This is a genomic window from Lysobacter sp. GCM10012299 (genome assembly GCF_042649405.1).
Lineage (GTDB): Bacteria > Pseudomonadota > Gammaproteobacteria > Xanthomonadales > Xanthomonadaceae > Lysobacter_J.
Genome location: NZ_JBHRZC010000003.1, coordinates 495,276 through 520,171 on the forward strand (window position 1 = coordinate 495,276; position 24,896 = coordinate 520,171).

Consider the following 24,896-nt stretch of genomic DNA (forward strand, 5'->3'; position numbering starts at 1 on the left):
GACGGGTTGATGCGGATGGGTGAAGGACCGGGGCGCTGGAATGTCTAGCCACGCCCTCTCCCTGCCACGCCTGAAGATCCCGCGCTTTCGCCAGCCGTTGCCCGGCTTTGGCCTGAGCCTGGGCCTCGGGCTGGCGTGGTTGAGCGTGGTGGTGCTGCTGCCGCTGGCGGCGCTGGCGATCCGCGCCGCCGGCCTGGGCGTGGACGGTTGGCTGCGCGCCATCCACGACCCGCGCGTGCAGGCGTCGCTGAAGCTGAGCTTCGGCGCGTCGCTGGTCGCCGCGGTCGCGGCATCGTTGGCGGGCGCGCTGGTGGCGTGGGTGATCGTGCGCTACCGCTTCCCGGGCCGGCGCCTGCTCGATGCGCTGGTCGACCTGCCGTTTGCATTGCCGACCGCCGTTGCCGGCATCGCGCTGACGGCGATCTATTCGGCCAACGGCTGGGTCGGTCGCTGGCTTGAGCCGCTCGGCTTCAAGATCGCCTATACCCCGATCGGCATCGTGATCGCGCTGGTGTTCATTGGCCTGCCGTTTGCGGTGCGCACGGTGCAGCCGGTGCTGGAAGCGCTTGGGAACGAGCAGGAAGAGGCAGCCGCGTCGCTGGGCGCCTCGCGCGTGACCACACTTCGCCGCGTCGTATTGCCGGAACTGCTGCCGGCACTGCTGACCGGCTTCTCGCTGGCATTCGCGCGCGCACTGGGCGAGTACGGCTCGGTGATCTTCATCGCCGGCAACCTGCCCTACAAGACCGAGATCGCGCCGCTGCTGATCACCATCCGCCTGGAGGAGTACGACTATCCGGGCGCTGTCGCCATCGCGGCGCTGCTGCTGGCGGCGTCGTTCGTGTGCCTGCTGGCGATCAACGCGATCCCGTCGTTGTTCGCGCACGAGAAGCGGAGCCGCCGTCGTGAGTAACCGCCCGCGCAACGACCTGCAGGAGCCGGCATGGCTGCGCTGGACGCTGATCGTGCTGGCGGTGCTGGTGATGGCCGCCCTCGTCGTCATGCCGCTGCTGATGGTGCTCGGCGCCGCGTTCGCCAAGGGCATTGGTGTGTGGTTCGCGTCGTTGACCGAGCCCGATGCGCTGTCGGCGCTGAAGCTGACGCTGTTCACCGTTGCAATTGTCGTCCCGGTCAACGCCGTGTTCGGCATGCTCACCGCCTGGGCGGTCACGCGCTTCGAGTTCCGCGGCAAGCAGCTGCTGCTGTCGCTGATCGACCTGCCGTTCGCGGTGTCGCCGGTGGTGGCCGGCCTGTGCCTGGTGCTGCTGTTCGGTTCGCAGGGCTGGTTTGCCGAACTGCTGCGGGAGCACGACATCAAGATCCTGTTCGCGCGGCCCGGCATTGTCCTGGCGACGTTGTTCATCACCTTCCCGTTCGTCGTACGCGAGCTGATTCCGCTGATGCAGCAGCAGGGCGCGGACGAGGAACTGGCCGCACGCTCGCTCGGCGCCGGCAGCTGGACGATGTTCCGTCGCGTCACCCTGCCCAACATCAAGTGGGGCCTGCTGTACGGCGTGCTGCTGTGCGCGGCGCGGGCGATGGGCGAGTTCGGCGCGGTGTCGGTGGTGTCGGGCCACATCCGCGGGCTGACCAACACGCTGCCGCTGCACATCGAGATCCTCTACAACGAGTTCGACAGCGCCGCGGCGTTCGCTGCCGCGTCGCTGCTGGCCGGACTCGCCCTGATCACCCTTGTCCTGAAGTTCTGGCTGGAGGCACGCCATGGCGACGCCCTTGCGAAATCCCATCGTCGACATTGAGCGGGCCCGCATGACCGACACCACTGACATCGGCGCGCCGGGTACCGGCTGGCGGCGCGGCCCCGCGCAGGGGCCGGAGGTGACCGCGGCCGCGGACTCTGCCACGCTCGTGTCCGCCCCCTTCAACCGCCGGCCCCACCCGGCACGGAGCGGCATGGACCTGCACATCCGCCAGCTCGGCAAGCGCTATAGCGGCGTGGCCGCGCTCGACCGCGTCGACCTCGACGTGGCCGCCGGCGAGCTCGTCGCGCTGCTGGGCCCGTCGGGCTCGGGCAAGACCACGCTGCTGCGCGTGATCGCCGGCCTGCTGCATCCCGATGAAGGCCGCGTGCTGTTCGGCCAGGACGATGCCACGCGCCTGAGCCTGCGTGAGCGCAATGTCGGCTTCGTGTTCCAGCACTACGCACTGTTCAAGCACATGACGGTGGCCGAGAACATCGCCTTCGGCCTGCGCAGCCGTCCGCGCAAGCGCCGCCCGGACAAAGCCACCATCGCGCGCCGCGTCGAGGAACTGCTGGGCCTGATCCAGCTGCCGGATTTCGGTGGACGCTATCCGGAGCAGTTGTCCGGTGGCCAGAAGCAGCGCGTCGCATTGGCGCGTGCGTTGGCGATCGACCCGACCGTGCTGCTGCTCGACGAGCCATTCGGCGCACTCGATGCCAAGGTTCGTGTCGAACTGCGGCGCTGGCTGCGGCAGCTGCACGAACGCACCGGCCAGACCACGCTGTTCGTCACCCACGACCAGGAAGAGGCGCTGGAACTGGCCGACCGGATCGTGGTGCTTCGCGATGGCCGCATCGAGCAGGTCGGCACGCCCGACGAGATCTACTCTTCCCCGGCCTCGGACTATGTGTTCGATTTCATCGGCCGGGCCAACGTGCTGGAAGGACGCGTCGAACACGGCCAGTTCCGCATCGCCGGCCATGCCATCGCGTTGGCGGCGCCCGACGTGGCCGACGGCCCGGCGCGGCTGTATGCGCGGCCGCACGACATCGCCCCGGCCACGCCCGAATCCGGCATCGCCGCGCTCGTCATCGCCGCCCACCGCCTGGCCGACCGCATCACCCTGGAGCTGGCGGTAGAGGGGCAATCGCGGCCGCTGGAACTGGACTTCGTCGCCTCGCCGGGCGTGACCACGCCGGCGCCTGGCAGCACGATCGGGCTGGAACCATTGCGCTATCGGGTGTTTGCGGCGTGAGCTCCTCCCCCTGCGCGCAGGGGGAGGCTGGGAGGGGGTCGGGCCGCGCAGCGGGGCGTACAATGCCGCGCCATGAGCAGCTACCCCTACGTACGCCCGCGGCGGATGCGCCGCGATGAGTTCTCGCGCCGCCTGATGCGCGAGTCGGTCCTGACGACCAACGACCTGATCTACCCGGTGTTCGTGCACGAACGCGACGGCCGCGAGCCGGTCGCCTCGATGCCCGGCGTATCGCGCCTGTCGATCGACGAACTGCTGCGCGAAGCCGAAGTCGCCGTCGAACTGCGCATCCCCGCGATCACGCTGTTCGGCGTGCCGTCCGACGGCAAGACCGCCGACGGTGCGATCGCCTGGAGCGAGGACGGTGTCGTCCAGCGTGCGGTGCGCGCGCTCAAGCAGCGCTTCCCGGAACTGGGCGTGATCACCGACGTCGCCCTCGACCCCTACACCACCCACGGCCAGGACGGCCTCATCGACGACAGCGGCTACATCCTCAACGACCAGACCGTCGATGCCCTGGTGAAGCAGGCGCTGTCGCACGCGCAGGCCGGTGCCGACGTGGTCGCGCCGAGCGACATGATGGATGGCCGCATCGGTGCGGTGCGCGGTGCGCTGGAAGAAGCCGGCCTGGTCAACACGCGCATCCTCGCCTACAGCGCGAAGTACGCGAGCGCGTTCTACGGCCCGTTCCGCAGCGCGGTCGGCTCGGCCGCGGCGCTGGGCAAGGGCAACAAGTACACCTACCAGATGGACCCGGCCAACGCCGACGAAGCGCTGCAGGAAGTCGCGCTCGACCTGGCCGAAGGCGCCGACATGGTCATGGTGAAACCGGGCATGCCGTACCTGGACATCGTGCGGCGGGTGAAGGACGAGTTCCGCGTGCCGACCTACGTGTACCAGGTGAGTGGCGAGTACGCGATGTTGAAGGCGGCTGCGCAGAACGGCTGGCTCGATGAGCGTGCGACGGCGCTGGAAGCGTTGCTTGCGTTCAAGCGTGCGGGGGCCGATGGGGTGCTGACGTATTTCGCACTGGATGCGGCGCGGTGGTTGCGCGAGATGGCGTGATCGGGTCCCCGGGTGCGCTTCGCTTACCCGGGCTACGGGCGGGAGGGTTGCGTGGTTGGTCGCCCGGGTAAGGCCGCAGGCCGCACCCGGGTCCATCACGTTCAGAAGCAGCCGGTTTTCCCGCTAACTGCCGGTGCCTTCATCCGGTAGATGTCGTACTTGCCCGCCTTCGGCGACTTCGCCGTGCCGGTCACCAGCAGCTCGCCCGGCTTGTTCCAGTCCAGCGCCGGGCCGAAGGTGATGCCGTCTTCGGTGTTGAACGAGAGCTTGAGCGGCTCCGCGTCGCCGTAACGCTTGCCATCGCACTGGGCAACGAGCAGGCGCACCGGCTGGTCGTTCACGTTCTTCGAGCGGGTGAAGACGATCGCCTCGCCGTCGCCGAGCCAGGCCGGGTCGAGTTCGTCGCCGGAAGTATTCACGCCCGGCAACGGCTTCGCATCGCTGAACGTCTTGCCGTCCCAAGTCGCGACGAACAGGTCCTGGCGACCGGCACCGCCGCGCCCGTCGCTGGCGAACAGCAGGTGGCGACCATCGCGGCTGGGCGTCGGCGCCCACTCGTTGCCACGCGTGTTGACGCCCGGGCCGAGATTCTCCGGCTTGCCGAAGCCACCGCCGTCCAGCACCGCCGCACGGTACAGGTCGTCCGCGCCGACGCCGCCGGGACGGTCCGAGAAGAAGTACAGCCAGCGGCCGTCGGCGCTGAACAGCGGGTCGTAGTCCTTCGACTTTGAATTGATCGGTAGCGGCGTCGCGTCCTGCCAGCGGCCGTCCTTCAGCGTCGCCTGCCACAGGTCGCGGCCGCCGGGGCCGCCTTCACGGTCCGTGCTGCCCCAGACGATACGCTTGCCGTCCGGGCTGACGCTTGCACGGACTTCGCTGGCCTTGGTCGACACCACGCCCATGCCTTCGATGCCGAATTCAGACAGGAAGGCTGCCGCCGGACCGGAAATGCACCAGGCGCCCAGCACCAAGGCGGGGAGTAGACTGAAACCCTGCAAGGCCGCTGCACGTCGCATGGAACGTTCTCCCGTGTCTGTGGCCTCAAGTCTAAGCGAGGGTCCCCGTGTCCAATTTCGCCTCCGTCGCAAATCCCGCCATCGTCAAGCGCTTCGCGGTCATCGGCCATCCGGTGGCGCATTCGCTGTCGCCGAAGATCCATGCGGCGTTCGGCAAGCAGACCGGCATCGCGCTGGAATACATCGCGCTCGACGCCGCGCCGGAGCACTTCGACGCGTTGCTGGCGGAATTCGCGGCCGAGGGCGGCCTCGGCGCCAACGTCACCTTGCCGCACAAGACCCGCGCCGCGGCGAGCTGCAGCACGCTGACCGAGCGCGCGCGCCGCGCCGGCGCGGTCAACACGCTGATCCGCTCGTCCACCGGCTGGGAAGGCGACAACACCGACGGCGTCGGCCTGGTCCGCGACCTCACCGAGCGCCACGGCCTGGACCTGCGCTCGCGCCGCACCCTGTTGCTTGGCGCCGGTGGCGCCGCGCGTGGCGTGGCGCCGGCCCTGCTCGACGCCGGCATCGGCGACCTCTTCATCATCAACCGCACGCCCGAACGCGCCGACGCGCTGGCCGACGCGCTGGCCCAGCCCGGCCGCGTCCACCCGCGTTACTTCAGCGACGTCAATTCGCTGGGCATGTTCGACCTGATCATCAACGCCACCTCGGCCGCGCGCGATGCGGCCCTGCCGACGCTGCCCGTTGCACTGGCCGGCCCGCGCACGGCGGCGGTGGACCTGAGCTACGGCGAAGTCGCCATTCCGTTCCTGGCCTGGGCGCATGCGGCCGGTGCACACGACCGCATCGACGGCCTGGGCATGCTGGTCGAACAGGCCGCCGAAAGCTTCCAGCGCTGGCACGGCGTGCGGCCGGATACCGACCCGTGCTTCGAGTTCCTGCGCGAGCACCGCGCGGTGCTGGTCACCGCCGACTGAACTACCCGGTCCAACGAAGTGGAATGCCGCACGCACTGCGGCGCGTGCTGCATCGCGCCGTCCATCACCTCGCCCATTCCCGGCATGCCGCATGGCAAGCCGGCGGGAATGCCGTGCGTGCAACTGGACGACGAGTTGCGTTGCCGGCTGTTCGGCCGGCCCGAGCGTCCGGCGTTCTGCGCGTCGCTTCGCCCGACGGCTGACATGTGCGGAGCCAATCGCGACGAAGCGATAGCCGGGCTTGCCGAACTGGAACGACTGACCCGGCCCTGAGGCTGGAAGTCACGTCCCTGCGTGTGCGCGTGCCGGGCTACGCTATGGCGCCCCGTCATCTTGTGGATCGCATGAAGCTGCTTGCCGCGTTGTTGATGTTGCTCGCGTCGTTCACCTCGCTGGCCGGCGCTGGCGACGAGGTCATCCACGATGCCGCTCCGCTGATGCGCGATACGCTCGCCGCGGCCAGCGCCGATACATTCGAGCGTGGCGAATTTGTCGCCAGTGACGGCACGCGCATCCGCTACCGCTTGCTGGTGCCGCAGGATGCCAGGCGCGGCAAGCGTTATCCGCTGGTGCTGCAGCTGCATTCCTCCGGTGGCATCGGCAGCGACAACGAGGCACAGATCGAACGCATGCCGCTGAGCTGGGCGATGCCCGACGTACGTCGTCGCTACCCGGCCTACGTGCTGGTGCCGCAATTCGAACAGCGCAGCGCCAACTACGACTCGCCGGAGCATCCGCAATCGGCGGTCGCATCGCCGGCGCTGGCGGCGGCCATCGAGCTGGTCGAACACGTGGCCTCGCAACGCCCGGTCGATCGCCAGCGGATCTACGCCGCCGGGTTCTCGATGGGCGGCTCGGCCACCTGGCTTGTGGCGGCCGCGCGCCCGGACCTGTTCGCCGCGATCGTGCCGGTGTCGGGCATCGCGCCGGCCGATGACGCGGCCCGGTCGCTGCTCGGCATGCCGGCCTGGGTGATCCACGGAAACGCCGACCGCGAGAACCCGATCGACGCCGACCGCCGCCTGGTCGCCGCGATCCGCGCCCTCGGCGGCAGCAAGGTCCGCCTGCGCGAATACGACGGGCTCGAGCACCGCATGCCGGCCGACAGTTACCCCGGCGACTGGTGGCGCCAGTGGCTGTTCGACCAGCGTCGACACTGAACAGGGGCCCCGGAAAACCCGGTGCGATCCCCTGCCGGCACGCGTTTGCCGACCCGCCCGAACTGCCATAGTCTGCAAACAGGGACCGGCTGGGGCACGCACGGACCAGCCGGGCTTCGGGTAGTGGGGACTATCTCAGGGGGAAGGCATGGCAAACCACGTAAGGGCAGCACACGCTCATCGGATGGTCGCGGGCATCTACTGCGTCGTCATGGTGCTTGCGGCGATCTTCGTCTTCGCAGCGGTTGGCAACAATCCGGCCATGGTGGCGGCATCGATCGCGGCGCCGCTGGCCATTCTTGCGGCCGCACACTTCGTCGTCGGAAACAGCGCGGACCGATGCAGCGGACGCACCGCTTCGCTGGTGCTGGGTGCGGTCACGATGCTGGTCGTTCCGATCGGCACCGTCATGGGCATCTACATCGTCAAGTACTCGCTCGGCGAGTGGGTGCCGGAAAAGCGCCTGTCCGAATCGCTGGCCGATGGCTGGCCGCAGGAAGCGGCCTGACGATCGGCGTGCAGGTCTTGCGCGGCGGCGCTACAGCAAGCCGTCGCGCTTGACCGACAGGTACTTCTCCACCAGCGACGCGGCGAGCTTGTCGCAGGCCACGTCGAGCACCATCACGCCGTGATTGCGCAGCGCCTCGTGCGCTGCGTTGCGCTGCTCGAGGTACTGCGCGGTGGCGCCGGCGCGAATCGCCTGCGACAGGTCCTGCACCGTCTCGCCCAGGGCACTGTCGAGCGAACCTTCGCGCAGGCTCGCCACGCAAACCAGATGGCGCTTGCGCAGCATCTGCACGGCGGCGAGCACGTCGTCCATGTCCTCGTCGCGCAGGTTGGTCACCATCATCACCAGCGAACGCCGGCGCTGGCGCAGTGACAGTTCGGTCGCGGCGGCGAGGAAGTCGGTGGCCACCGGCTGCGGCTGCAGTGCGTAGCTGGCGCGCAGCAACTCGTCGATCGCGCCGACGCCACGCCGTGGCGGTACCCATGCGCTGTCGCCGCCACTGGCGAGCAGGCCGACCGCATCGCCCTGCCGCAACGCCAGATAGGCCACGACCAGCGAGGCGTCGAGCACGTGGTCGAAGTGCGCCATTTCGCCGTCGCGCGCCAGCAGGCGGCGGCCGGTGTCGAGCAGCAGCACCAGCTGCTGGTTCTTTTCGTCCTGGTACTCGCGCGAGATCAGGCGCCGCGCACGCGCGGTGGCCTTCCAGTCGATCTGGCGCATGCTGTCGCCGATGCGATACTCGCGCATCTGGTGGAAGTCGGTGCCTTCACCGCGACGTCGGCGCAGGTGCGCGCCGACCAGGCGCGAGGCCTGCTCGGCACTGAACATGGCAAAGCGCGCGAGCGGCGCGAAGTTCGGAAAGACCCGCACCGACTGTTCCACCGCCGCGACGCGCGAGTGCCACCACAGGCGCAGCGGCGAGTGCAGGCGCAGCTGCACGCCGTCGAAACGGAAGTCGCCACGGGCGTGGGCGCACAGGTGGTACTCGAACGACGCCGCTTCGCCGGCCTGCAGCTGCAGGCGTCGTGGCAGGCCGTGCATGCGCCAGCCGCCGGGGTGCAGGTCGAATACATCTAGCCGCTGGGCGTGCTCGTCGCTTTCCAGGTTCAGCGTGACCGGGCGCTCGATGCCGATCGGCCAGGTGTCGGCGAGCCGGCGCGCCACGCGCGGCGTCGGGCGCCGCAACACCTGCGCGGCATCGAACAGGACCAGCACCAGCAAGCCAAGGCCGGCGATAGACCATGCCTGCAGCGGCGCGCGCTCGAACGCCACCGCGACGCCGAGCGCGGACCACAACACCAGCAGCCACAGCATGGCCGGGGCCGGGCGCGGCAGCGAGCGACGGACGGCGACGGCGTCGGTCATCGCATGCCCTCATCCTGCATGCCCTCACCCCGACCCTCTCCCGCAAGCGGGAGAGGGAGGAAGGTGCGGGGGCTTCGCGGTCCGCTCACTTGCGCGGCGCCTCCACCTTCGACAGCAGCGCGTGCAGCACGTCGTCGGGCGACTGCCCTTCGATCTGCAGCTCCGGTGCCAGCGCGATGCGATGGCGCAGTGCCGGCTTGGCGATCTCGCGAATGTCGTCGGGCGTGACGAAATCGCGACCGGCCAGCACGGCCTGTGCACGCGCGGCGCGCACCAGGGCGAGGCTGCCGCGCGGACCGGCGCCCATCGCGATGCCGGCCCAGTCACGGGTGGCGGCGACAATCCGCACCGCGTAGTCGATCACCGCATCGTCCACGGTCGTGAGTGCGGTGCCGGCCTGCATCGCCGCGATCTCCTGCGGGCCGAGCACGCGCTGCACCTGCGACAGGTCGAAATCGGAAGCGCTGCGGCCCTGGCTGACCGCGGCCACCATGCGCTTCTCGTCGTTGCGCGAGGGGTAGCCAATCAGGATCTTCAGCAGGAAACGGTCGAGCTGCGCTTCCGGCAGCGGATACGTGCCTTCCTGCTCCACCGGGTTCTGCGTGGCCAGGGTCAGGAAGGGCGCCGACAGCTGGAAGCTGTGGCCTTCGATGGTGACCTGCAGTTCGGCCATCGCTTCCAGCAACGCCGACTGGGTCTTGGCCGGCGCGCGGTTGATTTCGTCGGCGAGCAGCAGGTTGGTGAACACCGGGCCGCGACGGATGTTGAACGTCTCGGTCTTCGGGTTCCACACCGCGTGGCCGCTGATGTCGCTGGGCATCAGGTCGGGGGTGAACTGCACGCGTGCATAGGTGCAGTCCAGCGCGCGCGACAGCGCCCGCACCAGCAGCGTCTTGCCCAGGCCGGGCACGCCTTCGATCAGCACATGGCCGCCGGCGAGCAGCGCGATCAGGATCTGGTCGAGCACGTCGGCCTGGCCGATGAAGGCCTTGCCGACCTGCTCGCGAACGGCAGCGGCGCGTTCGGCCAGCTCGGCGCCGGTGATCGGGACCAGGGGTTGGTTGGTGTCGGCGTTCATGGCGTGGACTCGTGTGTTGACTCGTTTACGAACCGGGCGGGCTGGACGGTCACAGCTGGTTCCTCAGGCGCACCAGGGTGGCGATGCGGCTGCGGAACGCGGCGTGGTCGCGTGCGATCGGCGTGGACAGGGCGTCGCGGATCTCGGCCGCGGGCACGTTGAAGCGTTCGGACAGCATCAGCACCTGCGCTTCGCCGCCGAGCGCGGCTGCTTGCGGATCGCGACGACGCAGGCGCGCGAGGAAGGCATTGCGCACGGCCTCGTGCAGCAGGTGGGCGTAGCCATATCGGTAGACATGCTCGCCGCTGGCGACGACATGCTCGAGCAGCGAGCGGCGCTCGCTGGCCGGCGCCGGCTGCAGCGGTCCGAAGCGCTGCGCCCGCAGCCACAACCAGGCCAGGAGGGCCAGCAGCAGCGGCAGCCAGGCCATCCAGCTGTAGCGCACCAGCGTCCACCAGAACGACGGCATGTCGGCGTCGTAGATCAGGTGCACCGTGCCGGCCTTGTAGTTCGGCGCGAGCAGCTGGCGGGTGAGGACGATGTGCGGTGCGTCCTTGAGCGAGTCGTTGTCGAGGAAATCGAAGTCGGACAGGACGTCGACGTAGCCGCGGCCATGGGCGATGCGCATGTAGACGTTGCCGCCGCTGTCCGCCCAGCCCAGTACCAGTTCGCCAGCGGTGCCGAGCAGTTCGGCGCGGCGGCCCTTGCAGAACTCCACATGCTTGTCCTGTCCGGGCACGTCCCAGCCGGCGCACTGCAGCGGCGTGCGTGCGGGGACGACGTCCAGCTGCGACAGCACCGGCACGGTGGTTCCGGGGGCGAAGGGTCCGGGCGGCGGCGTGCGCACCAGCAGGTGGCCGCCCTTCGCCACCCACTCCAGCAGCGCGCGGCCGTCTTCGCGGCTGAGCGTGCGCGGGTCGCTGTAGAGCAGGACGGTGTCGCGCTCGCCGAGGCGATGGCGCTCGCGCTGCAGGTTGGGGCGCGCTTCGGCCTTCACTCCGTCGGCGCGCAACGCCAGTTTCAGCACGTAGAGCGGATTGCTGCGCGCCTCGCCCGTGCGCGGCATGTCGACTGACTCCTCGACGCGCTCGTAATTGTGCAACCACCACGCCACGCCGAGGCCGGCGAGTGCCAGCAGCACCGTGGTGATGATCACGGCCTGCAGGTTGTCCCTGCTGATGCCGATGTTCATGCCACCACCCCCGCCGGCGTGGCGACCGGTGCCCAGGCGAAGCGCCGCGACAGTTCGTCGATCAGCGTGTCCAGGTCAGCGACGGTGGGCATGCGCTGCGCATACGCGGCGAACTGCCAGGTGCGCACGGCACGGGCGAATGCATCGCGATCCTCGGCGTATGCGAGCTTGCGCGAAGCGCGGAGGCATTCGGCCTCGGTCGCGCCCGGCACCAGCACGGCGTCGGTGCGCGCCACCATCGCTTCGACGCTGGCGCGGTAGAGCAGCGCCAATGCTTCGCGTTCACGGCCTTCGCGCCAGAGCCGGCGCACGGCCGAGGGCACGTCGTCGGGCAGCGGCTGCTCGGGCTCGGCCAAGTCGGACAGGCGCACGCCACCGGCCTCGCGCTCTTCGCGCGCGACGCCATCGCGGAACCAGACCAGCCAGCGCGGCGCGGTCACCAGCAGGACGATCACCAGCACACCCACGACGACCCACAGCCCGAACTCGCTGATCAACGCCACGATTGAACCGAGCCAGGGCCATTGCAGGTTGTCGCGCTTCTTGACCTCCGGCTTTTTGGAATCGCGCGGCTTCCAGGTGGCCACGGTGCGTTTGGGGCTCACCGTCGGATCTGCGTATGCCTTGGCGACGGCCTTGCGCAGGCTGGCGTCGTCGACCAGTGAGCGGCCAAAGATCTGCTTTGGCGTGACGCGCGTGATCTTGCGATTGCCGACCGGAGTGCCCGGGACGACGTACTCGCCATCGGTCTGCGCCTGCGCCTGCGATTCGCCGTCCTGCGCATGCGACACCGCGGGCATCGCCGCGAACGCGAACGCCAGCAGCAACAGCAACGGCGCACCGGCCGTGGCCAGGCGCGCGCCCAGCCGTCGCAGCGCCAGCTCGATATCCCAGGCCTCGATCTCGGTGCGGCGGTTGAGGTACAGGCCCAGGCCACCGCCGATGAAGAACGGTTCGATGAGCGTCGTCGCGGCCCAGGCGAGCAGGTTGTTGGTCAGCCCCAGCCAGGCAGGCGAGTTCTGCAGCACCTTCCACACCGAGCTGCCGAACTGCGACAGGTACTCGCTGGGCACGAACAGCATCGTCGCGGCAAAGAAGCCCAGCAGCAGGGCAATCTCGAAGTGGACGCAGACAATCGTCAGCGCGGAGCCGACACCGTATGCGGGTGCGCCCAGCGTTTTCCGGCGCTCCGCCGCCTCGCGGCCGCGGCCACCTTCCAGCAGGTCGACCGGCAGGTACAACGAACGCACCGGTCCCAGCCGGCGCCAGGTCAGGTACGGCAATGCCCAGCGCAGCCCCCACGTACGCTGCGCCTGCAGCGTCTGGCGCGGAGTGGGCACGTCGCCGAACACCGCTCGCGAGAGCACGTACAGCGGAATGCGGTCGAACACAGGCTTGAGCCACCACATCACCACGCCGGCCAGCCACAAGGTGTCCGTTGCCCATGCCAGGGCATTGACCAACAGCAGCACGGGGACGGTCAGCGCCAGCCAGGGCTTCCAGATCGCCGCGGCGTGGCGGCGGGTGAGCGCGGTGCCGAGCTCGACCGCTTCCCACGCGGTGCGCGGCCGCAAGGCCACTGTCAGCGATTCGATCTTCATGGCGCTCCGCCGAACCCGGCGGGGTCATCGTCGATGGAAGCGTGGTTGCGTCCACCGCGCCACAACCACAGCAGCGTCAGCGTCCACAGCGCGGCGCCGACGCTGTACTTGATCCATGCCGGCATCCAAGCGATCGACGACCAGAACGCTTCGACGAACGCCGCAAACACCAGCATCGCCAGCACGCCCAGGCACAGCAGCGCACCGCGCCGTCCGCCGTCGACGAGGGCGTCGATGCGGCGGCGCTGCCCGGGCGCGACCAGGTTCAGGCCCAGGCGCAATCCCGCGCCGCCGGCGATGACAATCGCGGTGAGCTCGGGCGCGGAGTGGGCGGCAACGAAACGCCAGAACGGATCGCCGTGCCCCACCGCCTGCAAGTGGCCGGCGACGCCACCGGCCATGATGCCGTTGACGATCAGCACCACCACCGCGCCGATACCGGCGAGCAGGCCACTGGCGAACGTGCGGAAGCCGATGCTGACGTTGTTCCACACGTAGAAGCCGAACATCGCCACGTCGGTGCCGTTGTCGCGCCCGAGCTTGCGCAACGGATCGTCCGGGTCGTACATCGCCTCGAACTGCATCAACTGGGCCGGGTCGAACAACGATGCCGACAACTCCGGCGTCAGCTGGATGGCGACGAACACCACCACCAGCGGCAGCCAGAACAGCAGCGCCGAGGCCGCCATGCAGCCGCGCTCGGCGCGCACCAGGCGCGGGAAGCCGGCCATCAGGAATTCCACCGCCCGGCGCCAGCGCGGCGGCGGCGTGCGGTAGAGCAGGCCGTGGCCGCGTTGCATCAGTTGCTGCAGGCGGTCGGTGACCAGCGGGCTGTAGCCGCGACGGCGCGCCAGCGCCAGCTGCTGGCACAGGCGGCGGTAGCGCGCCGGCATTTCATGGTCGGCCAGGCCGTGCCACTGGCGACGCGACATGCGCGCTTTCTTTACCTGCTGGCCACGCGCATCGAGCCATTGCTCGAACGCATTCCACTCGGTCTGGTGGCGCTTGATGAAGTGTTCCTGCCGCATCTCAGCGCCGCCCCACCAGCCAGTTGGCGATGCCGTACAGGCGCGTCACCGCGAGCGTGCCGCGCGCGCCGGTGAGCGGCGTGGCGAACTCGGCCAGCTCTTCCTGGCGGGCCTGGGTCAGCCGCGGCCCGCGCTCGGCGAACGACACCAGCGCGGCCTGTTCGTAAGGGTGCAGCACCACCGGCGGCGCCATCACGTGGTCGACCGGCGCCACCGTCGGCGCCTGGGCGCGGACGTCATGCACGACCAGCGTGCCGGCGACCATGTCGCCGACGCGCCGGCCCCAGGGATCGAACAGGCTGCTGACCAGGCCGGCGGCATAGCCAAACGGCAGCATGTCGACCACGCGCAACAGGTTGCGCGTGAATGCGGCCAGCCAGCCCACCGGCGCGCCGTTGCCGGCGACCACGCGCAACCCGAGGGCGCGCTTGCCGGGCGTGCGCCCCTCCCACATCGCTTCGAACAGCACCGGGTAAAACCAGTACACCAGGAACAATACGACCGCGTTGAAGCCCGCGCCGCTGCGCCCCAGCAACCCCAGCACCATCGCCGAGACGAATACGATGCCCAGCCGGATCGCCAGGTCCAGCATCCAGGCCAACGCCCGCGGCACCGGTCCGGCCGCGGGCAGGTGCAGGGCGACGCCTTCTGGCGTCACCACTTCCCGGTAGGTGTCGAGGACCACGTCGACAGTCAGACGTTGACCACCATCGTGTCGGCAATGTGGTCATGCAGGCAGCGACGCTGCTCGCCGAAGATCCACAGGATGTTGGCGATGCTGAAGATCCAGCCGATGTAGGGAATCGCACCAATCAGTGACGGCACGCAGTAGCGCAGCCAGAACAGGCGACCCAGGCCGGCGCGCTCGCCGTCGGTGCGGACGATGCGAATGCCGATCACGCGCTTGCCGATGGTCTGGCCCTCGCGGCTGAGCAGGATCAGCGTGTAGATCAGCAACGCGAGGTAGCCGACCATGGTCAGCAGCACCAGCGAGCCACCCAGCTCACCGATTCCGCGCTGCGGGGTGTAGCGCATCGCAGCGATGACGGCGGGAATGGCGACGACCAGCGAAATGCCGCCATCGACCAGTGCCGCCATCAGGCGCGGCAGCCGTCCGGCCGTGGTGAGTTCGTCGTCGAAGCGCTCTTCCGGCGTCGGCTGGACCTGCGCGGTCGGCGCCGCATACGGATTGCGGTACTCGAAACTTTCCATGTATCCCCCATTCCCTTGCGGGAATTTCCTTGCGTGTACGGTGCCCGCGACCCCCTGCCGCGAGCTGCCGCTCCGCTAACCGTTCATGCCAAGGTAGCGGTCCTTCAATCGTACATAGTGCTGGGCGCTGTAGTGCAGCTGTTCGATCTCGCGCTCGCTCAGCCGGCGCACCAGCCGGGCCGGGTTACCCAGCCACAACTCGCCCTCGCCGACCTGCTTGCCCGGGGCGATCACCGCACCGGCGCCAACGAAACCATAACGGTGCACGCGCGCGCCGTCGAGCACCCGCGCGCCCATGCCGATCAGGCAGAAGTCGTCGAGGGTGCAGGCGTGCAGGATGGCGCCATGGCCGACGGTGACGTCATTGCCGATCACCGTCGGCACGCCACCGGGCTGGGTGAACGGCCCCTCGTGGGTGACATGGACGATGGTGCCGTCCTGGATGTTGGTGCGGGCGCCGATGTGGATGCGGTTGACGTCGCCGCGGATCACGCACATCGGCCAGATGGAAACGTCGTCGCCCATGGTGACGTCGCCGATGACGACGGCGGTCGGATCGATGTAGACCCGCTCGCCGTGCGTCGGGAAGGTGTCGAGGTAGGGGCGCATGGTCATGCCCGGATTCTATCCGGAGGGGGGTTTAGAGGGCGGTGTCGATGTCCGCCAATGCCCTGCTCGGCCCACCCCGGCGAGGTCTACACTCACCCGTATGGACATCACCGCCGACACGCCCCTCAACGAACTGGCCGCTACCCGCGAGCGCCTCAGCCAGGCCTGGCAGAAGAACAAGCCGGACTACCACCAGCGCCGCGCCGACCTGGTTCGCCTGCGCGACGCGTTCCGCGCCCGCATCACGGGCATGGACGCGGCCGTCCGCGCCGACTTCGGCCATCGCAGCCAGCACGAGAACCTGCTGTCGGAAGCGATGATCGTGCTGGCCGAGATCGACCACGCGCTGGGCCACCTGCGTCGCTGGATGCGTCCGCGCCGCGCGGCGGTGGGCTGGCGTTTCTGGCCGGCCAGCGCGCAGATCCGTCCGGAACCGGTGGGCGTGGTCGGCATCCTGTCGCCCTGGAACTACCCGGTGAACCTGGCCCTGGTGCCGCTGGTGTCGGCCATTGCCGCTGGCAACCACGTCTACCTCAAGCCGTCCGAGCATGCCCCGCACACCAGCGTGTGGATGCGCCAGCTGCTGGCCGATGTGTTCCCGGCCGACCGCGTCGCGGTCGCCCTCGGCGGGCCCGAAGTCGGATCCGCCTTCGCCGGTTTGCCGTTCGACCACCTGCTGTTCACCGGCTCGACCGCGGTCGGCCGCAAGGTGATGGCCGCCGCCGCGCCCAACCTCACGCCAGTCACGCTGGAGCTGGGCGGCAAGGCACCGGCGATCGTCTGCCCCGACTACCCGCTCGACCGCGCCGCCGCGCGCATCGCCACCGGCAAGTGGTTCAACGCCGGGCAGACCTGCATCGGCGTGGACTATGTGCTGATCGATGCGGCGCGCCGTGACGCCTTCGTCGAGGCGATGAAAGCCGAGCTGCGTTCGCGCTATGGCGACTTTAACGCACCACGGGACTACACCCGCATCATCAACGACGGCCAGTTCGCGCGACTGCGTGGCTATGTCGACGACGCGCGCACGCGCGGCCTGACCGTGATCGAACCGGTGACGCCGGACCTCGACGCCGCAGCGCGCCAGCGCAACGCGCAGGACCGCCTGTTCCCGCCGACCCTGGTGCTGGATCCGCCGCGCGATGCGGAAGTGATGCGCCACGAGATCTTCGGCCCGATCCTGCCGATCGTGAGCTACCGCACGCTCGACGAAGCGATTGCGCAGGTGCAGTCGCTGGAACGCCCGCTGGCGCTGTATCCGTTCAGCGGCGACAACGCCAACATCGAGAAGATCCTCGCCAACACGCTGTCCGGCGGCGTCACCGTCAACGACACGCTGCTGCACTTCGGCGCGCACGACCTGCCCTTCGGCGGCATCGGCCCCAGCGGCATCGGCGCGATCCACGGCCGCACCGGCTTCGATACGTTCAGCAAGCTGCTGCCGGTGTTCCGCCAGCGCCGCATGGCCGCAAGCGACCTGCTCAAGCCACCGTACAGCGGCGCGATCGACAAGATGGTGCGCTGGCTGGCGAAGTAACCCGCGGGCGCTGCTTCCTTCGACTTCGCTGCGCTACGCTCAGGACGAACGGTGATGGAATACAACCGTTCGTCCTGAGCGTAGGCGCGAAGCGCCGAAGTCGAAGGACCAGCAATCAGTTCGCCGCAAACCCCCGCAGCACCGCGACCACCCGCTCCACCCCCGCATCATCCACACCCAGGTGCGTTACCAGACGTATCGCCGGCGTGTAGCCGATCGACACCCGGATGCGCGCCTCCTGCAGCACGCCACGCAGCGCATCGTGCCGCTCCACCGGCACATCGATGAACACCATGTTCGTGTGCTGGGCGACGACGTGCAGCCCCGGCAACCCGGCCAACCCATCGCCCAGCCGCTTCGCGCGCGCATGGTCGTCCGCCAGTCGCGCGACGTTGTTGTCCAGCGCATACGACCCGGCCGCTGCCAGGATGCCTGCCTGCCGCATGCCACCGCCCACGACCTTGCGCCAGCGCTTGGCGGTGTTGATCAGTTCCTGCGTGCCCAACAGCACCGAGCCGACCGGCGCACCCAGGCCCTTCGACAAACACACCGACACGCTGTCGAAGTGCCTGGTGATCTCGCCCGGCGGCACGCCCAGCGCTACCGCCGCATTGAACATGCGCGCCCCGTCCAGGTGCAGCGCCAAGCCACGCCGATCGCACAGCGCGCGCGCCTGCTCAAGGTATGCCATCGGCAACGGCCGCCCGTGCCACGTGTTTTCCAGGCACAGCAACCGCGTGCGCGCGAAGTGCGGGTCGATCGGCTTGATCACCCGCTCGACCACGTCCAGCGGCAGGCTGCCATCGTCGGCCTGCACGACCGGCTGCGGCTGGATGGATCCCAGCACGGCGGCACCGCCGCCTTCGTATTTGTAGGTATGCGCATCCATGCCGACGATGTACTCGTCGCCGCGCTGGCAGTGCGCCATCAACCCGATCAGGTTCGACTGCGTGCCGCTGGGCACGAACAGCCCCGCCGCGAAGCCCAGCTCGTCGGCCAGCCGCTGCTGCAGCGCATTGACCGTCGGATCCTCGCCGTAGACGTCGTCCCCGACCGGGGCGCGCATCATCGCCTCGCGCATGGCGTCGGTGGGTTCGGTGACGGTGTCGCTGCGGAGGTCGATCCAGTTCATGGCACGTGCGGCTGGGGGCGGTGGAGGTCGTGGCGCCGAGTATGCGGCTAAACTTCCCGCCATGAAGATCGCCAGCTGGAACGTCAACTCCCTCAACGTCCGCCTGCCCCACCTGCAACAGTGGCTTGGCACCGCCAACCCGGACATCGTCGCGCTGCAGGAAACCAAGCTCGAGGACGAGCGCTTCCCCGACGATGACCTGCTCGCCGCTGGCTACCGCAGCGTCTTTGCCGGGCAGAAGACCTACAACGGCGTCGCCGTGCTCTCGCGCGAGTCGGCGAAGGACGTGCAGATCGGCATCCCCGGTTTCGAGGACGAACAGAAGCGCGTGCTGGCGGCGACCGTCGGCGACCTGCGCATCGTCAACCTGTACGTGGTCAACGGCCAGGACGTCGGCACCGACAAGTACGCCTACAAGCTGCGCTGGCTCGAGGCCGTGCACGACTGGCTGGCGACGGAGCTGGTGACGCACCCGCGCATGATTGTCCTGGGCGATTTCAACATCGCCCCCGACGACCGCGACGTCCACGACGCCACGGTCTGGAACGACAGCCACATCCTCACCTCGCGTGCCGAACGCGATGCGCTGCTGAAGATCAACGCGCTGGGCCTGCATGACGCCTGGCGTGCGCTCAATCCGGAGGAGCGCCAGTTCAGCTGGTGGGATTACCGCCAGGGCGGCTTCCGTCGCAACCTCGGCCTGCGCATCGACATGACCCTGGTCTCGGAGGCGCTGCGTCCGCATTGCGCCGCCGCGGGCATCGACCGCGAGACGCGCACCTGGGACCGGCCGAGCGACCACGCACCGGCCTGGGTGCAGCTGGGCGGCTGACTCCCGCGCGCCCCGCGTTCAACGCAAAAGGCCCGGCAATGCCGGGCCTTTTGCTTTTGTTTGTCGTCGCGACGCAGCGGTCAGCGCACGCGGCCGCGCCGGAACAGATTGACGATCGCCAGCAGGACAATCGCGCCCACCAGCGACATCAGCAATCCGCTCATGCTGAAGTTGCCGCTGTTGATATCGCCGCCCAGCCCGACCAGGCCGCCCAGCCATCCACCGATGAAGGCGCCGATGATGCCGACGATGATGTTGAGGAACAGGCCCTGTTGCGCGTCGGTCTTCATGATCAGGCTGGCAACCCAGCCGATGATGCCGCCGACGATCAGCCAGACGAGGATACCCATCATGCTCGTGTCTCCTTGACCCGCATACATCAGCGGCCATGCGCCCCAGGGGTTGGGGCGAGGCGAGTCTGTATGGGACGACGTGATGGCGACGTCAGAAAATGTGGGTGAAACAGGGTCGATCTGCCCCGTTGATCGCCGATCTGGCCTGTTAAACCGCCGCTCTCAGCCGTGCAGCAATGCAGCCAGTGCGCCGCGTGGCAGCTTGCCGGTCTCGTTGCGAGGCAACGCGGCAACGCGACGCAACGGCCGCGGCAGGAACACCGGATCGATCTGCTGGCGCAGTGCCGACAGGATCGTCGCTTCGTCGAGCCCCGGTGCGACCGCGAGCGCGGCGATGCGGCGCACGCCCATCGCATCGGCCTCTTCGAGCTGGAAGACGATGCCGTCTTCGACACCGGGCACGGCCAGCAGCTTGCGGGTGAGGTCGCCGAGCGAGGCACGCTTGCCGGCGATCTCGAGCATGTCGGCGTTGCGGCCGCGCAGTTCGAAACTGCCATCGCGCGGATCGACTTCGACCAGGTCGGCCAGCACCACCGGTTCGGGCAGGTGCGGCGCATGCACGGCGGTGCCGTCGGGCTGCGGCGCCAGGCGCACGCCCGGCAGCGGCGTCCACGCTGTTTCGCGCGCGGTGCGACGGCGCGCGATCACGCAGGTTTCGGTGGAGCCGAAGACTTCGCGCACTTCGCAGCCGAAGCGCTCTTCCGCCGCCCGTGCCAGTTCGACCGGCAATGGCGCGGTCGCCGACACAATCCCCGCGAGCGGAGGCAGGTCGACGGCGTCGGCGACGAGCGCGCGCAGGTGCACCGGCGTGGTCACCAGCAGCGGCGGTGTCGGCGCGTCATGCAGTGCGCGCGCGACATCGGCCGGGAACAGCGGCCGCGACGAGTGCACCGCGATGGGCCCCAGCAGCGGCAGCAGCACCGACATCTCCATGCCGTACATGTGCTGCGGCGGCACCGTGGCGATGGCGTGGGTGATGCCGGCCTCGTCGATCAGGCCGGCCAGCGCCGCGAGGTTCTGCGCGGTGCTGGCGCGGAAGCTGGCCCAGGTCTTGGCGTAGGGACGGGGCTGGCCGGTGCTGCCGGAAGTGAATCCGATCGCGACCACCGCTTCGGGGTCGAGCAGCAACGGCGCGCCGTCGAGTCGCGGCAATGGCCGTGGCAGGTGCACGCAATCGGGCGGCGCGACCGCCAGCGCATCGTCACCGAGGCAGTAGCTGTCCGGGTACTGCTGGCGCACCTGGTCGATCACCGCCGGTGCGCGCGAAGGCGGCAGCAGCGTGGTCTGCCCACGCGCGGCGGCCGCGCAGAACGCGACGATGAAGTGGTATCGGTGTTCGCACAGGTTGATCGCATGGCGACCGGCCGGAAGCATCGCCGCCACCGCCCGCACCTGTTGGGTGAAGGTGTCCAGCTCGATGTGGCCGACGGCGTCGAAGGCGATCGCACGCGCGCCGTCGCCGTGCGTGAGCGGCACGGGCAAGCGTTTGGCGATGCTGGCGTCGACGACGGCGGACATTGACGTGATTCCTGCGGCTGGCGCCGACTTTCCCCGCATTAGCTTACGCTGGAGGCCGCCTGCGAACCCAAACGCAAGTTCATGACCCTGTCCGCCCCCGAAACGCCTTCTGACGTCAGGCTGCCCTCCGGCGCCGTGCGCTGGGCCTGGCGTCCGCACCTGCCGCGGCAGCCGGCCGAACCGCTGGCGCGGGACTGGCTGGCCGCCGAGCTCGGCGTCACCGCCGCGACCCTGCCGCTGGCCCGCGACCCGCGCGGGCGACCGCGCCTGGGCGGGGATCTGGCCGGCTGGGACTGCAACTGGAGCCACAGCGGCGACGGCCTACTGATCGCGCTGGGCCAGGGCGTGCAGGTCGGCATCGACCTCGAACGGCTGCGGCCGCGCGCCCGAGCCCTCGAACTGGCCCAGCGCTTTTTCACGCCTACTGAAGTCGATTGGCTGCATGCCGCGCCCTCGGCGGCGGTGCGCGACCACGCCTTCCTGCGGCTGTGGTGTGCCAAGGAGGCGGTGCTGAAGGCGCACGGCCACGGCATTTCGTTCGGCCTGGACCGCCTGCGCTTCGAGGACGGGGACGCTGGCCTGCGCCTGGTGGCCTGCGATCCGGCCCTGGGGACACCAGAGCAGTGGCAACTGCACGAACTGCAGCCGGCCCAGGACTACCTCGGCGCACTGGCCTGGCGTCCGGGCCAGTAGCGCCCGCTCCAACAACCGGGTGGCATCGGCGATACTGCGCGCCGGATGAATACCCCCGCTCCCTTCGATCCGTCGCTGCGCAAATCGCTCGACGATGGCCTGCGCGCCCTCGCCCTCGACCCGGCCCTGTCGGCGCCGCTGCTCGACTACCTGGCGCTGCTGCTGCGCTGGAACAAGACCTATAACCTCACCGCGGTGCGCGATCCGCAGGAGATGGTGAGCAAGCACCTGCTCGATTCGCTGGCGATGCACCCCTTCGTCGACGACATCGCCGCACGCGGCGGGCGCCTCGCCGACCTGGGCACCGGTGCCGGCCTGCCCGGCATTCCGCTGTCGATCGTCAAGCCGGGCCTGCACGTCACCCTGGTCGAGAGTGCCGGCAAGAAGGCGCGCTTCATGCGCGAGGCGATCCGCCAGCTCGGCCTGCGCGATGCACGCGTGGCCGAATCGCGCATCGAGGCGGTGGCAGAGCCGGGCGCGTACGACGCGATAACCGCGCGCGCCCTGGCCACGTTGCCGCTGATCATCGAACTGGGCGGGCACCTGCTCAAACCCGACGGCTGCCTGCTGGCGATGAAGGGCGTCTACCCGCACGACGAGATCGCGGCGCTGCCGGCGGGATGGGCGGTGCGGGATGTGCAGCCGCTCACGGTTCCGGGGCTGGATGCCGAGCGGCATCTGGTCGTGGTGGGACGCACGGGCTAGCCCATCGCCGGCGTCCGGCCGGCGCAAGTGCTTGATCCGGCGTCGCCACTCGTCGCCACGCCCGTCGTTATTGCCCAGCGTACTGCCCAGACAGCAAGGCGGGGACGCGCAAGGGTCCCCATCCGGGCATAATCCACGGTCCGGCCCCACGCCGGTCCACTTCCGCACACAGCCCAGGACGAGCCGCATGGCCCGCATCATCGCCGTCGCCAACCAGAAAGGCGGGGTCGGCAAGACCACCACTGCCGTCAACCTGGCCGCTGCGCTCGCGCGCACGCCCAAGCGCGTGCTGCTGGTGGACCTCGATCCGCAGGGCAACGCGACGATGGGCAGCGGCGTCAACAAGCGCGAACTCGAGAACTCGATCTGCGAAGTGCTGCTGGGCGAGACCGAAGTGCGCAGCGCGATCGTGCGCACCGCCGAGGAATTCGACCTGCTGCCGGGCAACATCGACCTCACCGCGGTCGAAGTGCAGCTGATGGCCGAACCCGGCCGCGAGCAGCGCCTTCGCCTGGCGCTGCAGGAGCTGCGCCCGGACTACGACTTCATCCTGATCGACTGCCCGCCGGCGCTGTCGCTGCTCACGCTCAATGCGCTGACCGCCGCCGATTCGATCATCGTCCCGATGCAGTGCGAGTACTACGCACTGGAAGGCCTGAGCGCGCTAGTCGACACCATCGAAGCGCTCAAGGCCAACCTCAATCCCAAGCTCGAGATCGAGGGCGTGCTGCGCACCATGTTCGACGTGCGCAACAACCTCGCCAACGCCGTCTCGGCCGAGCTGACCAACCATTTCGGCGACCGCGTGTTCCGCACCATCGTGCCGCGCAACGTGCGCCTGGCCGAGGCGCCCAGCCACGGCCAGAGCATCGTCGGTTACGACCGCGCCAGCCGCGGCGGCATCGCCTACATGGGCCTGGCCGGCGAAGTGCTGCGCCGCCAGCGCGAGCGCGACCAGGCCGCCAAGGCAGCAGCACGTCCGCCTGAAGCGAAGGAGACCACGGCATGAGCGTAGCCAAGAAGCGCGGTCTCGGCCGCGGCCTCGAAGCCCTTCTGGGACCCAAGGCAGCGGCCGAAGCGCCGGTGCTGGAGGCCATCGAGGGCGATGTGCTGCGCAGCCTGCCGGTCGATTCGCTGACGCCGGGCAAGTACCAGCCGCGCAAGCACTGGGACCAGGACAAGCTGTCCGAGCTGGCCGAGTCGATCAAGGCGCAAGGCGTGATCCAGCCGATCGTCGTGCGCGACATCGGCGGCAAGCGCTACGAGATCATCGCCGGCGAACGCCGCTGGCGCGCCTCGCAGCTGGCCGGGCTCAACGAAATCCCGGTGGTGATCCGCGAAGTCGACGACCGCACCGTGGTCGCGATGGCGCTGATCGAGAACATCCAGCGCGAAGACCTCAATCCGCTCGAGGAAGCCACCGCGCTGCAGCGGCTGATCGACGAATTCGACCTGACCCACGCCCAGGCCGCCGAAGCGGTCGGCCGTTCGCGTGCGTCGGTGTCGAACATGCTGCGCCTGCTCGAGCTGCCCAACGAGATCCGCGTACTGCTGGAAACCCATGCGCTGGAAATGGGCCACGCCCGCGCCCTGCTGGCGCTGAACCCGCAGGCCGCCATCGCGCTGGCCCGCCAGGCCGCCGAGCACGGCTGGTCGGTGCGCGAGGTCGAGCACCGCGTGCAGCAGCTGTCGGCGGGCGTGATCCCCACGTCGGGTTCCAAGCCCAAGGCCGCCAAGGCCAAGCCGCAGGCCGACATCGCCGCGCTCGAGCGCGAACTGTCGGAATCGCTCAACACCAAGGTCAACGTGATGCATGGCCGCGCTGGCAAGGGCCGCCTGGTGATCCACTACAACGACCTCGATTCGCTCGATGGCGTGCTGGAAAAGCTGCGCGGAAGCACGGCCGAGTAACAACGCCGCCAGGCCGTCACCGTACAAAGCCAGGATGGCTGGATGAACCCCTACAGTTACCGCGTTTCGCTGCGTGCCACCCATCCCAGCGCCGACCTGGCGCCGCTGTTCGAACAACTGGGGCTGACGCCCCGGCGCAGCTGGCGTGCCGGTCAGGCCAAGCCGCTCGAGGGCGGCCAGGGCGTGTATCGCGACAGCTACGGCTATGCCGAACTGACGCCCGATGGCCAGCCGCGCGAATGGAGCCGCGAGCAGATCGAGGATTTCCTCGGCGCCGTGCACCAGCGCCTGTCGATCCACCGCGATTGCCTGCACGCGTTTGCTGCCCAGGGCGGCCGCTGCGGGCTGTTCGTGGGGCTGTTCGGCGAGCAGGCCTTCGGCTTTGAACTGCAGCCCGAACTCAGCGCCGGCCTGGCGGAACTGAAGCTGACGTTGAGCTTCGACTTCCATCCCGGCAACGACGACTGATCGGCGTTCCGACCGCTTTCCGACCTGGCCCG

Annotated in this window: 27 protein-coding genes; 15 read left to right on the plus strand and 12 right to left on the minus strand. The window is 69.1% G+C overall.

Annotation, left to right across the window (positions count from 1 at the left end):
- The first annotated feature begins 40 nt into the window (after positions 1-40).
- The 4 genes from cysT to hemB all read left to right on the plus strand — a co-directional run bounded on the left by cysT (position 41) and on the right by hemB (position 4,023).
- The gene (cysT, locus tag ACFOPO_RS10210; RefSeq protein WP_386703092.1) at positions 41-913 is read left to right on the plus strand and encodes a sulfate ABC transporter permease subunit CysT; all 873 of its coding nucleotides are present in this window, start codon (positions 41-43) and stop codon (positions 911-913) included.
- The gene (cysW, locus tag ACFOPO_RS10215; RefSeq protein ID WP_386703093.1) at positions 906-1,760 is read left to right on the plus strand and encodes a sulfate ABC transporter permease subunit CysW; all 855 of its coding nucleotides are present in this window, start codon (positions 906-908) and stop codon (positions 1,758-1,760) included. The genes cysT and cysW overlap by 8 nt, the downstream gene beginning before the upstream one ends.
- A gap of 154 nt (positions 1,761-1,914) precedes the next feature.
- Positions 1,915-2,958 (plus strand): sulfate/molybdate ABC transporter ATP-binding protein, encoded by a 1,044-nt coding sequence (locus ACFOPO_RS10220; protein ID WP_386703302.1) that lies wholly within the window; start codon positions 1,915-1,917, stop codon positions 2,956-2,958.
- Between the two features lie 72 nt (positions 2,959-3,030).
- Positions 3,031-4,023, plus strand: coding sequence for a porphobilinogen synthase (hemB, locus tag ACFOPO_RS10225; protein WP_386703094.1), 993 nt, complete (start codon positions 3,031-3,033; stop codon positions 4,021-4,023).
- 101 nt (positions 4,024-4,124) lie between these two features.
- Here hemB and ACFOPO_RS10230 read toward each other — a convergent pair whose 3' ends face one another.
- Positions 4,125-5,039: a TolB family protein gene (locus ACFOPO_RS10230; protein ID WP_386703095.1), complete on the minus strand. Its 915-nt coding sequence runs from the start codon at positions 5,037-5,039 to the stop codon at positions 4,125-4,127.
- Positions 5,040-5,119: 80 nt separating this feature from the next.
- Between ACFOPO_RS10230 and aroE the strand changes: the two genes are divergently transcribed.
- The 4 genes from aroE to ACFOPO_RS10250 all read left to right on the plus strand — a co-directional run bounded on the left by aroE (position 5,120) and on the right by ACFOPO_RS10250 (position 7,630).
- Positions 5,120-5,962, plus strand: coding sequence for a shikimate dehydrogenase (gene aroE / locus ACFOPO_RS10235; RefSeq protein ID WP_386703303.1), 843 nt, complete (start codon positions 5,120-5,122; stop codon positions 5,960-5,962).
- Between the two features lie 18 nt (positions 5,963-5,980).
- Positions 5,981-6,235 (plus strand): YkgJ family cysteine cluster protein, encoded by a 255-nt coding sequence (locus ACFOPO_RS10240; RefSeq protein WP_386703096.1) that lies wholly within the window; start codon positions 5,981-5,983, stop codon positions 6,233-6,235.
- A gap of 71 nt (positions 6,236-6,306) precedes the next feature.
- A complete protein-coding gene (locus tag ACFOPO_RS10245; protein WP_386703097.1) occupies positions 6,307-7,122 on the plus strand; it encodes a prolyl oligopeptidase family serine peptidase in 816 nt (271 codons plus the stop codon).
- Positions 7,123-7,270: 148 nt separating this feature from the next.
- A complete protein-coding gene (locus tag ACFOPO_RS10250; RefSeq protein WP_386703098.1) occupies positions 7,271-7,630 on the plus strand; it encodes a hypothetical protein in 360 nt (119 codons plus the stop codon).
- Between the two features lie 30 nt (positions 7,631-7,660).
- Here ACFOPO_RS10250 and ACFOPO_RS10255 read toward each other — a convergent pair whose 3' ends face one another.
- The 8 genes from ACFOPO_RS10255 to ACFOPO_RS10290 all read right to left on the minus strand — a co-directional run bounded on the left by ACFOPO_RS10255 (position 7,661) and on the right by ACFOPO_RS10290 (position 15,721).
- Positions 7,661-8,995 (minus strand): DUF58 domain-containing protein, encoded by a 1,335-nt coding sequence (locus ACFOPO_RS10255; RefSeq protein WP_386703099.1) that lies wholly within the window; start codon positions 8,993-8,995, stop codon positions 7,661-7,663.
- Between the two features lie 85 nt (positions 8,996-9,080).
- Positions 9,081-10,073, minus strand: a complete 993-nt coding sequence (locus tag ACFOPO_RS10260) for an AAA family ATPase (RefSeq protein WP_386703100.1) — start codon at positions 10,071-10,073, stop codon at positions 9,081-9,083.
- Between the two features lie 49 nt (positions 10,074-10,122).
- Positions 10,123-11,265 (minus strand): DUF4350 domain-containing protein, encoded by a 1,143-nt coding sequence (locus ACFOPO_RS10265; RefSeq protein WP_386703101.1) that lies wholly within the window; start codon positions 11,263-11,265, stop codon positions 10,123-10,125.
- On the minus strand, positions 11,262-12,866 hold the full coding sequence (locus ACFOPO_RS10270) for a DUF4129 domain-containing protein (RefSeq protein WP_386703102.1): 1,605 nt from the start codon (positions 12,864-12,866) through the stop codon (positions 11,262-11,264). Before ACFOPO_RS10270 ends, ACFOPO_RS10265 begins: the two co-directional genes overlap by 4 nt.
- Positions 12,863-13,894 (minus strand): stage II sporulation protein M, encoded by a 1,032-nt coding sequence (locus tag ACFOPO_RS10275; protein ID WP_386703103.1) that lies wholly within the window; start codon positions 13,892-13,894, stop codon positions 12,863-12,865. Before ACFOPO_RS10275 ends, ACFOPO_RS10270 begins: the two co-directional genes overlap by 4 nt.
- Before the next feature lies 1 nt (position 13,895).
- Positions 13,896-14,579 carry an RDD family protein gene (locus tag ACFOPO_RS10280; protein WP_386703104.1) on the minus strand — a complete coding sequence of 228 codons (684 nt, stop codon included), beginning with the start codon at positions 14,577-14,579 and terminating at the stop codon, positions 13,896-13,898.
- A gap of 8 nt (positions 14,580-14,587) precedes the next feature.
- Positions 14,588-15,106, minus strand: a complete 519-nt coding sequence (locus ACFOPO_RS10285) for an RDD family protein (RefSeq protein ID WP_386703105.1) — start codon at positions 15,104-15,106, stop codon at positions 14,588-14,590.
- 75 nt (positions 15,107-15,181) lie between these two features.
- The gene (locus ACFOPO_RS10290; protein WP_386703106.1) at positions 15,182-15,721 is read right to left on the minus strand and encodes a gamma carbonic anhydrase family protein; all 540 of its coding nucleotides are present in this window, start codon (positions 15,719-15,721) and stop codon (positions 15,182-15,184) included.
- 94 nt (positions 15,722-15,815) lie between these two features.
- On the opposite strand from ACFOPO_RS10290, the gene ACFOPO_RS10295 reads away from it, so the two are divergent.
- Positions 15,816-17,252 carry a coniferyl aldehyde dehydrogenase gene (locus ACFOPO_RS10295; protein WP_386703107.1) on the plus strand — a complete coding sequence of 479 codons (1,437 nt, stop codon included), beginning with the start codon at positions 15,816-15,818 and terminating at the stop codon, positions 17,250-17,252.
- A gap of 115 nt (positions 17,253-17,367) precedes the next feature.
- Here the strand turns inward: ACFOPO_RS10295 and ltaE are convergent, their stop codons facing one another.
- The gene (gene ltaE / locus ACFOPO_RS10300) at positions 17,368-18,384 is read right to left on the minus strand and encodes a low-specificity L-threonine aldolase (RefSeq protein ID WP_386703108.1); all 1,017 of its coding nucleotides are present in this window, start codon (positions 18,382-18,384) and stop codon (positions 17,368-17,370) included.
- Between the two features lie 61 nt (positions 18,385-18,445).
- Between ltaE and xth the strand changes: the two genes are divergently transcribed.
- Entirely contained in the window at positions 18,446-19,216 is a 771-nt protein-coding gene (gene xth / locus ACFOPO_RS10305) for an exodeoxyribonuclease III (RefSeq protein WP_386703109.1), read from the plus strand.
- A gap of 80 nt (positions 19,217-19,296) precedes the next feature.
- Here the strand turns inward: xth and ACFOPO_RS10310 are convergent, their stop codons facing one another.
- Positions 19,297-19,566, minus strand: coding sequence for a GlsB/YeaQ/YmgE family stress response membrane protein (locus ACFOPO_RS10310; RefSeq protein ID WP_386703304.1), 270 nt, complete (start codon positions 19,564-19,566; stop codon positions 19,297-19,299).
- 165 nt (positions 19,567-19,731) lie between these two features.
- Complete coding sequence (locus ACFOPO_RS10315) at positions 19,732-21,087, minus strand: AMP-binding protein (RefSeq protein ID WP_386703110.1); 1,356 nt, start codon at positions 21,085-21,087, stop codon at positions 19,732-19,734.
- 81 nt (positions 21,088-21,168) lie between these two features.
- On the opposite strand from ACFOPO_RS10315, the gene ACFOPO_RS10320 reads away from it, so the two are divergent.
- From ACFOPO_RS10320 to ACFOPO_RS10340, 5 genes are all read left to right on the plus strand, one after another.
- Positions 21,169-21,780: a 4'-phosphopantetheinyl transferase family protein gene (locus ACFOPO_RS10320; RefSeq protein ID WP_386703111.1), complete on the plus strand. Its 612-nt coding sequence runs from the start codon at positions 21,169-21,171 to the stop codon at positions 21,778-21,780.
- Between the two features lie 45 nt (positions 21,781-21,825).
- Entirely contained in the window at positions 21,826-22,485 is a 660-nt protein-coding gene (gene rsmG / locus ACFOPO_RS10325) for a 16S rRNA (guanine(527)-N(7))-methyltransferase RsmG (RefSeq protein ID WP_386703112.1), read from the plus strand.
- A 187-nt stretch (positions 22,486-22,672) separates the two neighbouring features.
- Positions 22,673-23,494, plus strand: a complete 822-nt coding sequence (locus ACFOPO_RS10330; protein WP_386703113.1) for a ParA family protein — start codon at positions 22,673-22,675, stop codon at positions 23,492-23,494.
- Positions 23,491-24,396, plus strand: coding sequence for a ParB/RepB/Spo0J family partition protein (locus ACFOPO_RS10335; protein ID WP_386703114.1), 906 nt, complete (start codon positions 23,491-23,493; stop codon positions 24,394-24,396). Before ACFOPO_RS10330 ends, ACFOPO_RS10335 begins: the two co-directional genes overlap by 4 nt.
- Before the next feature lie 42 nt (positions 24,397-24,438).
- A complete protein-coding gene (locus tag ACFOPO_RS10340; protein WP_386703115.1) occupies positions 24,439-24,864 on the plus strand; it encodes a hypothetical protein in 426 nt (141 codons plus the stop codon).
- Positions 24,865-24,896 lie beyond the last annotated feature (32 nt).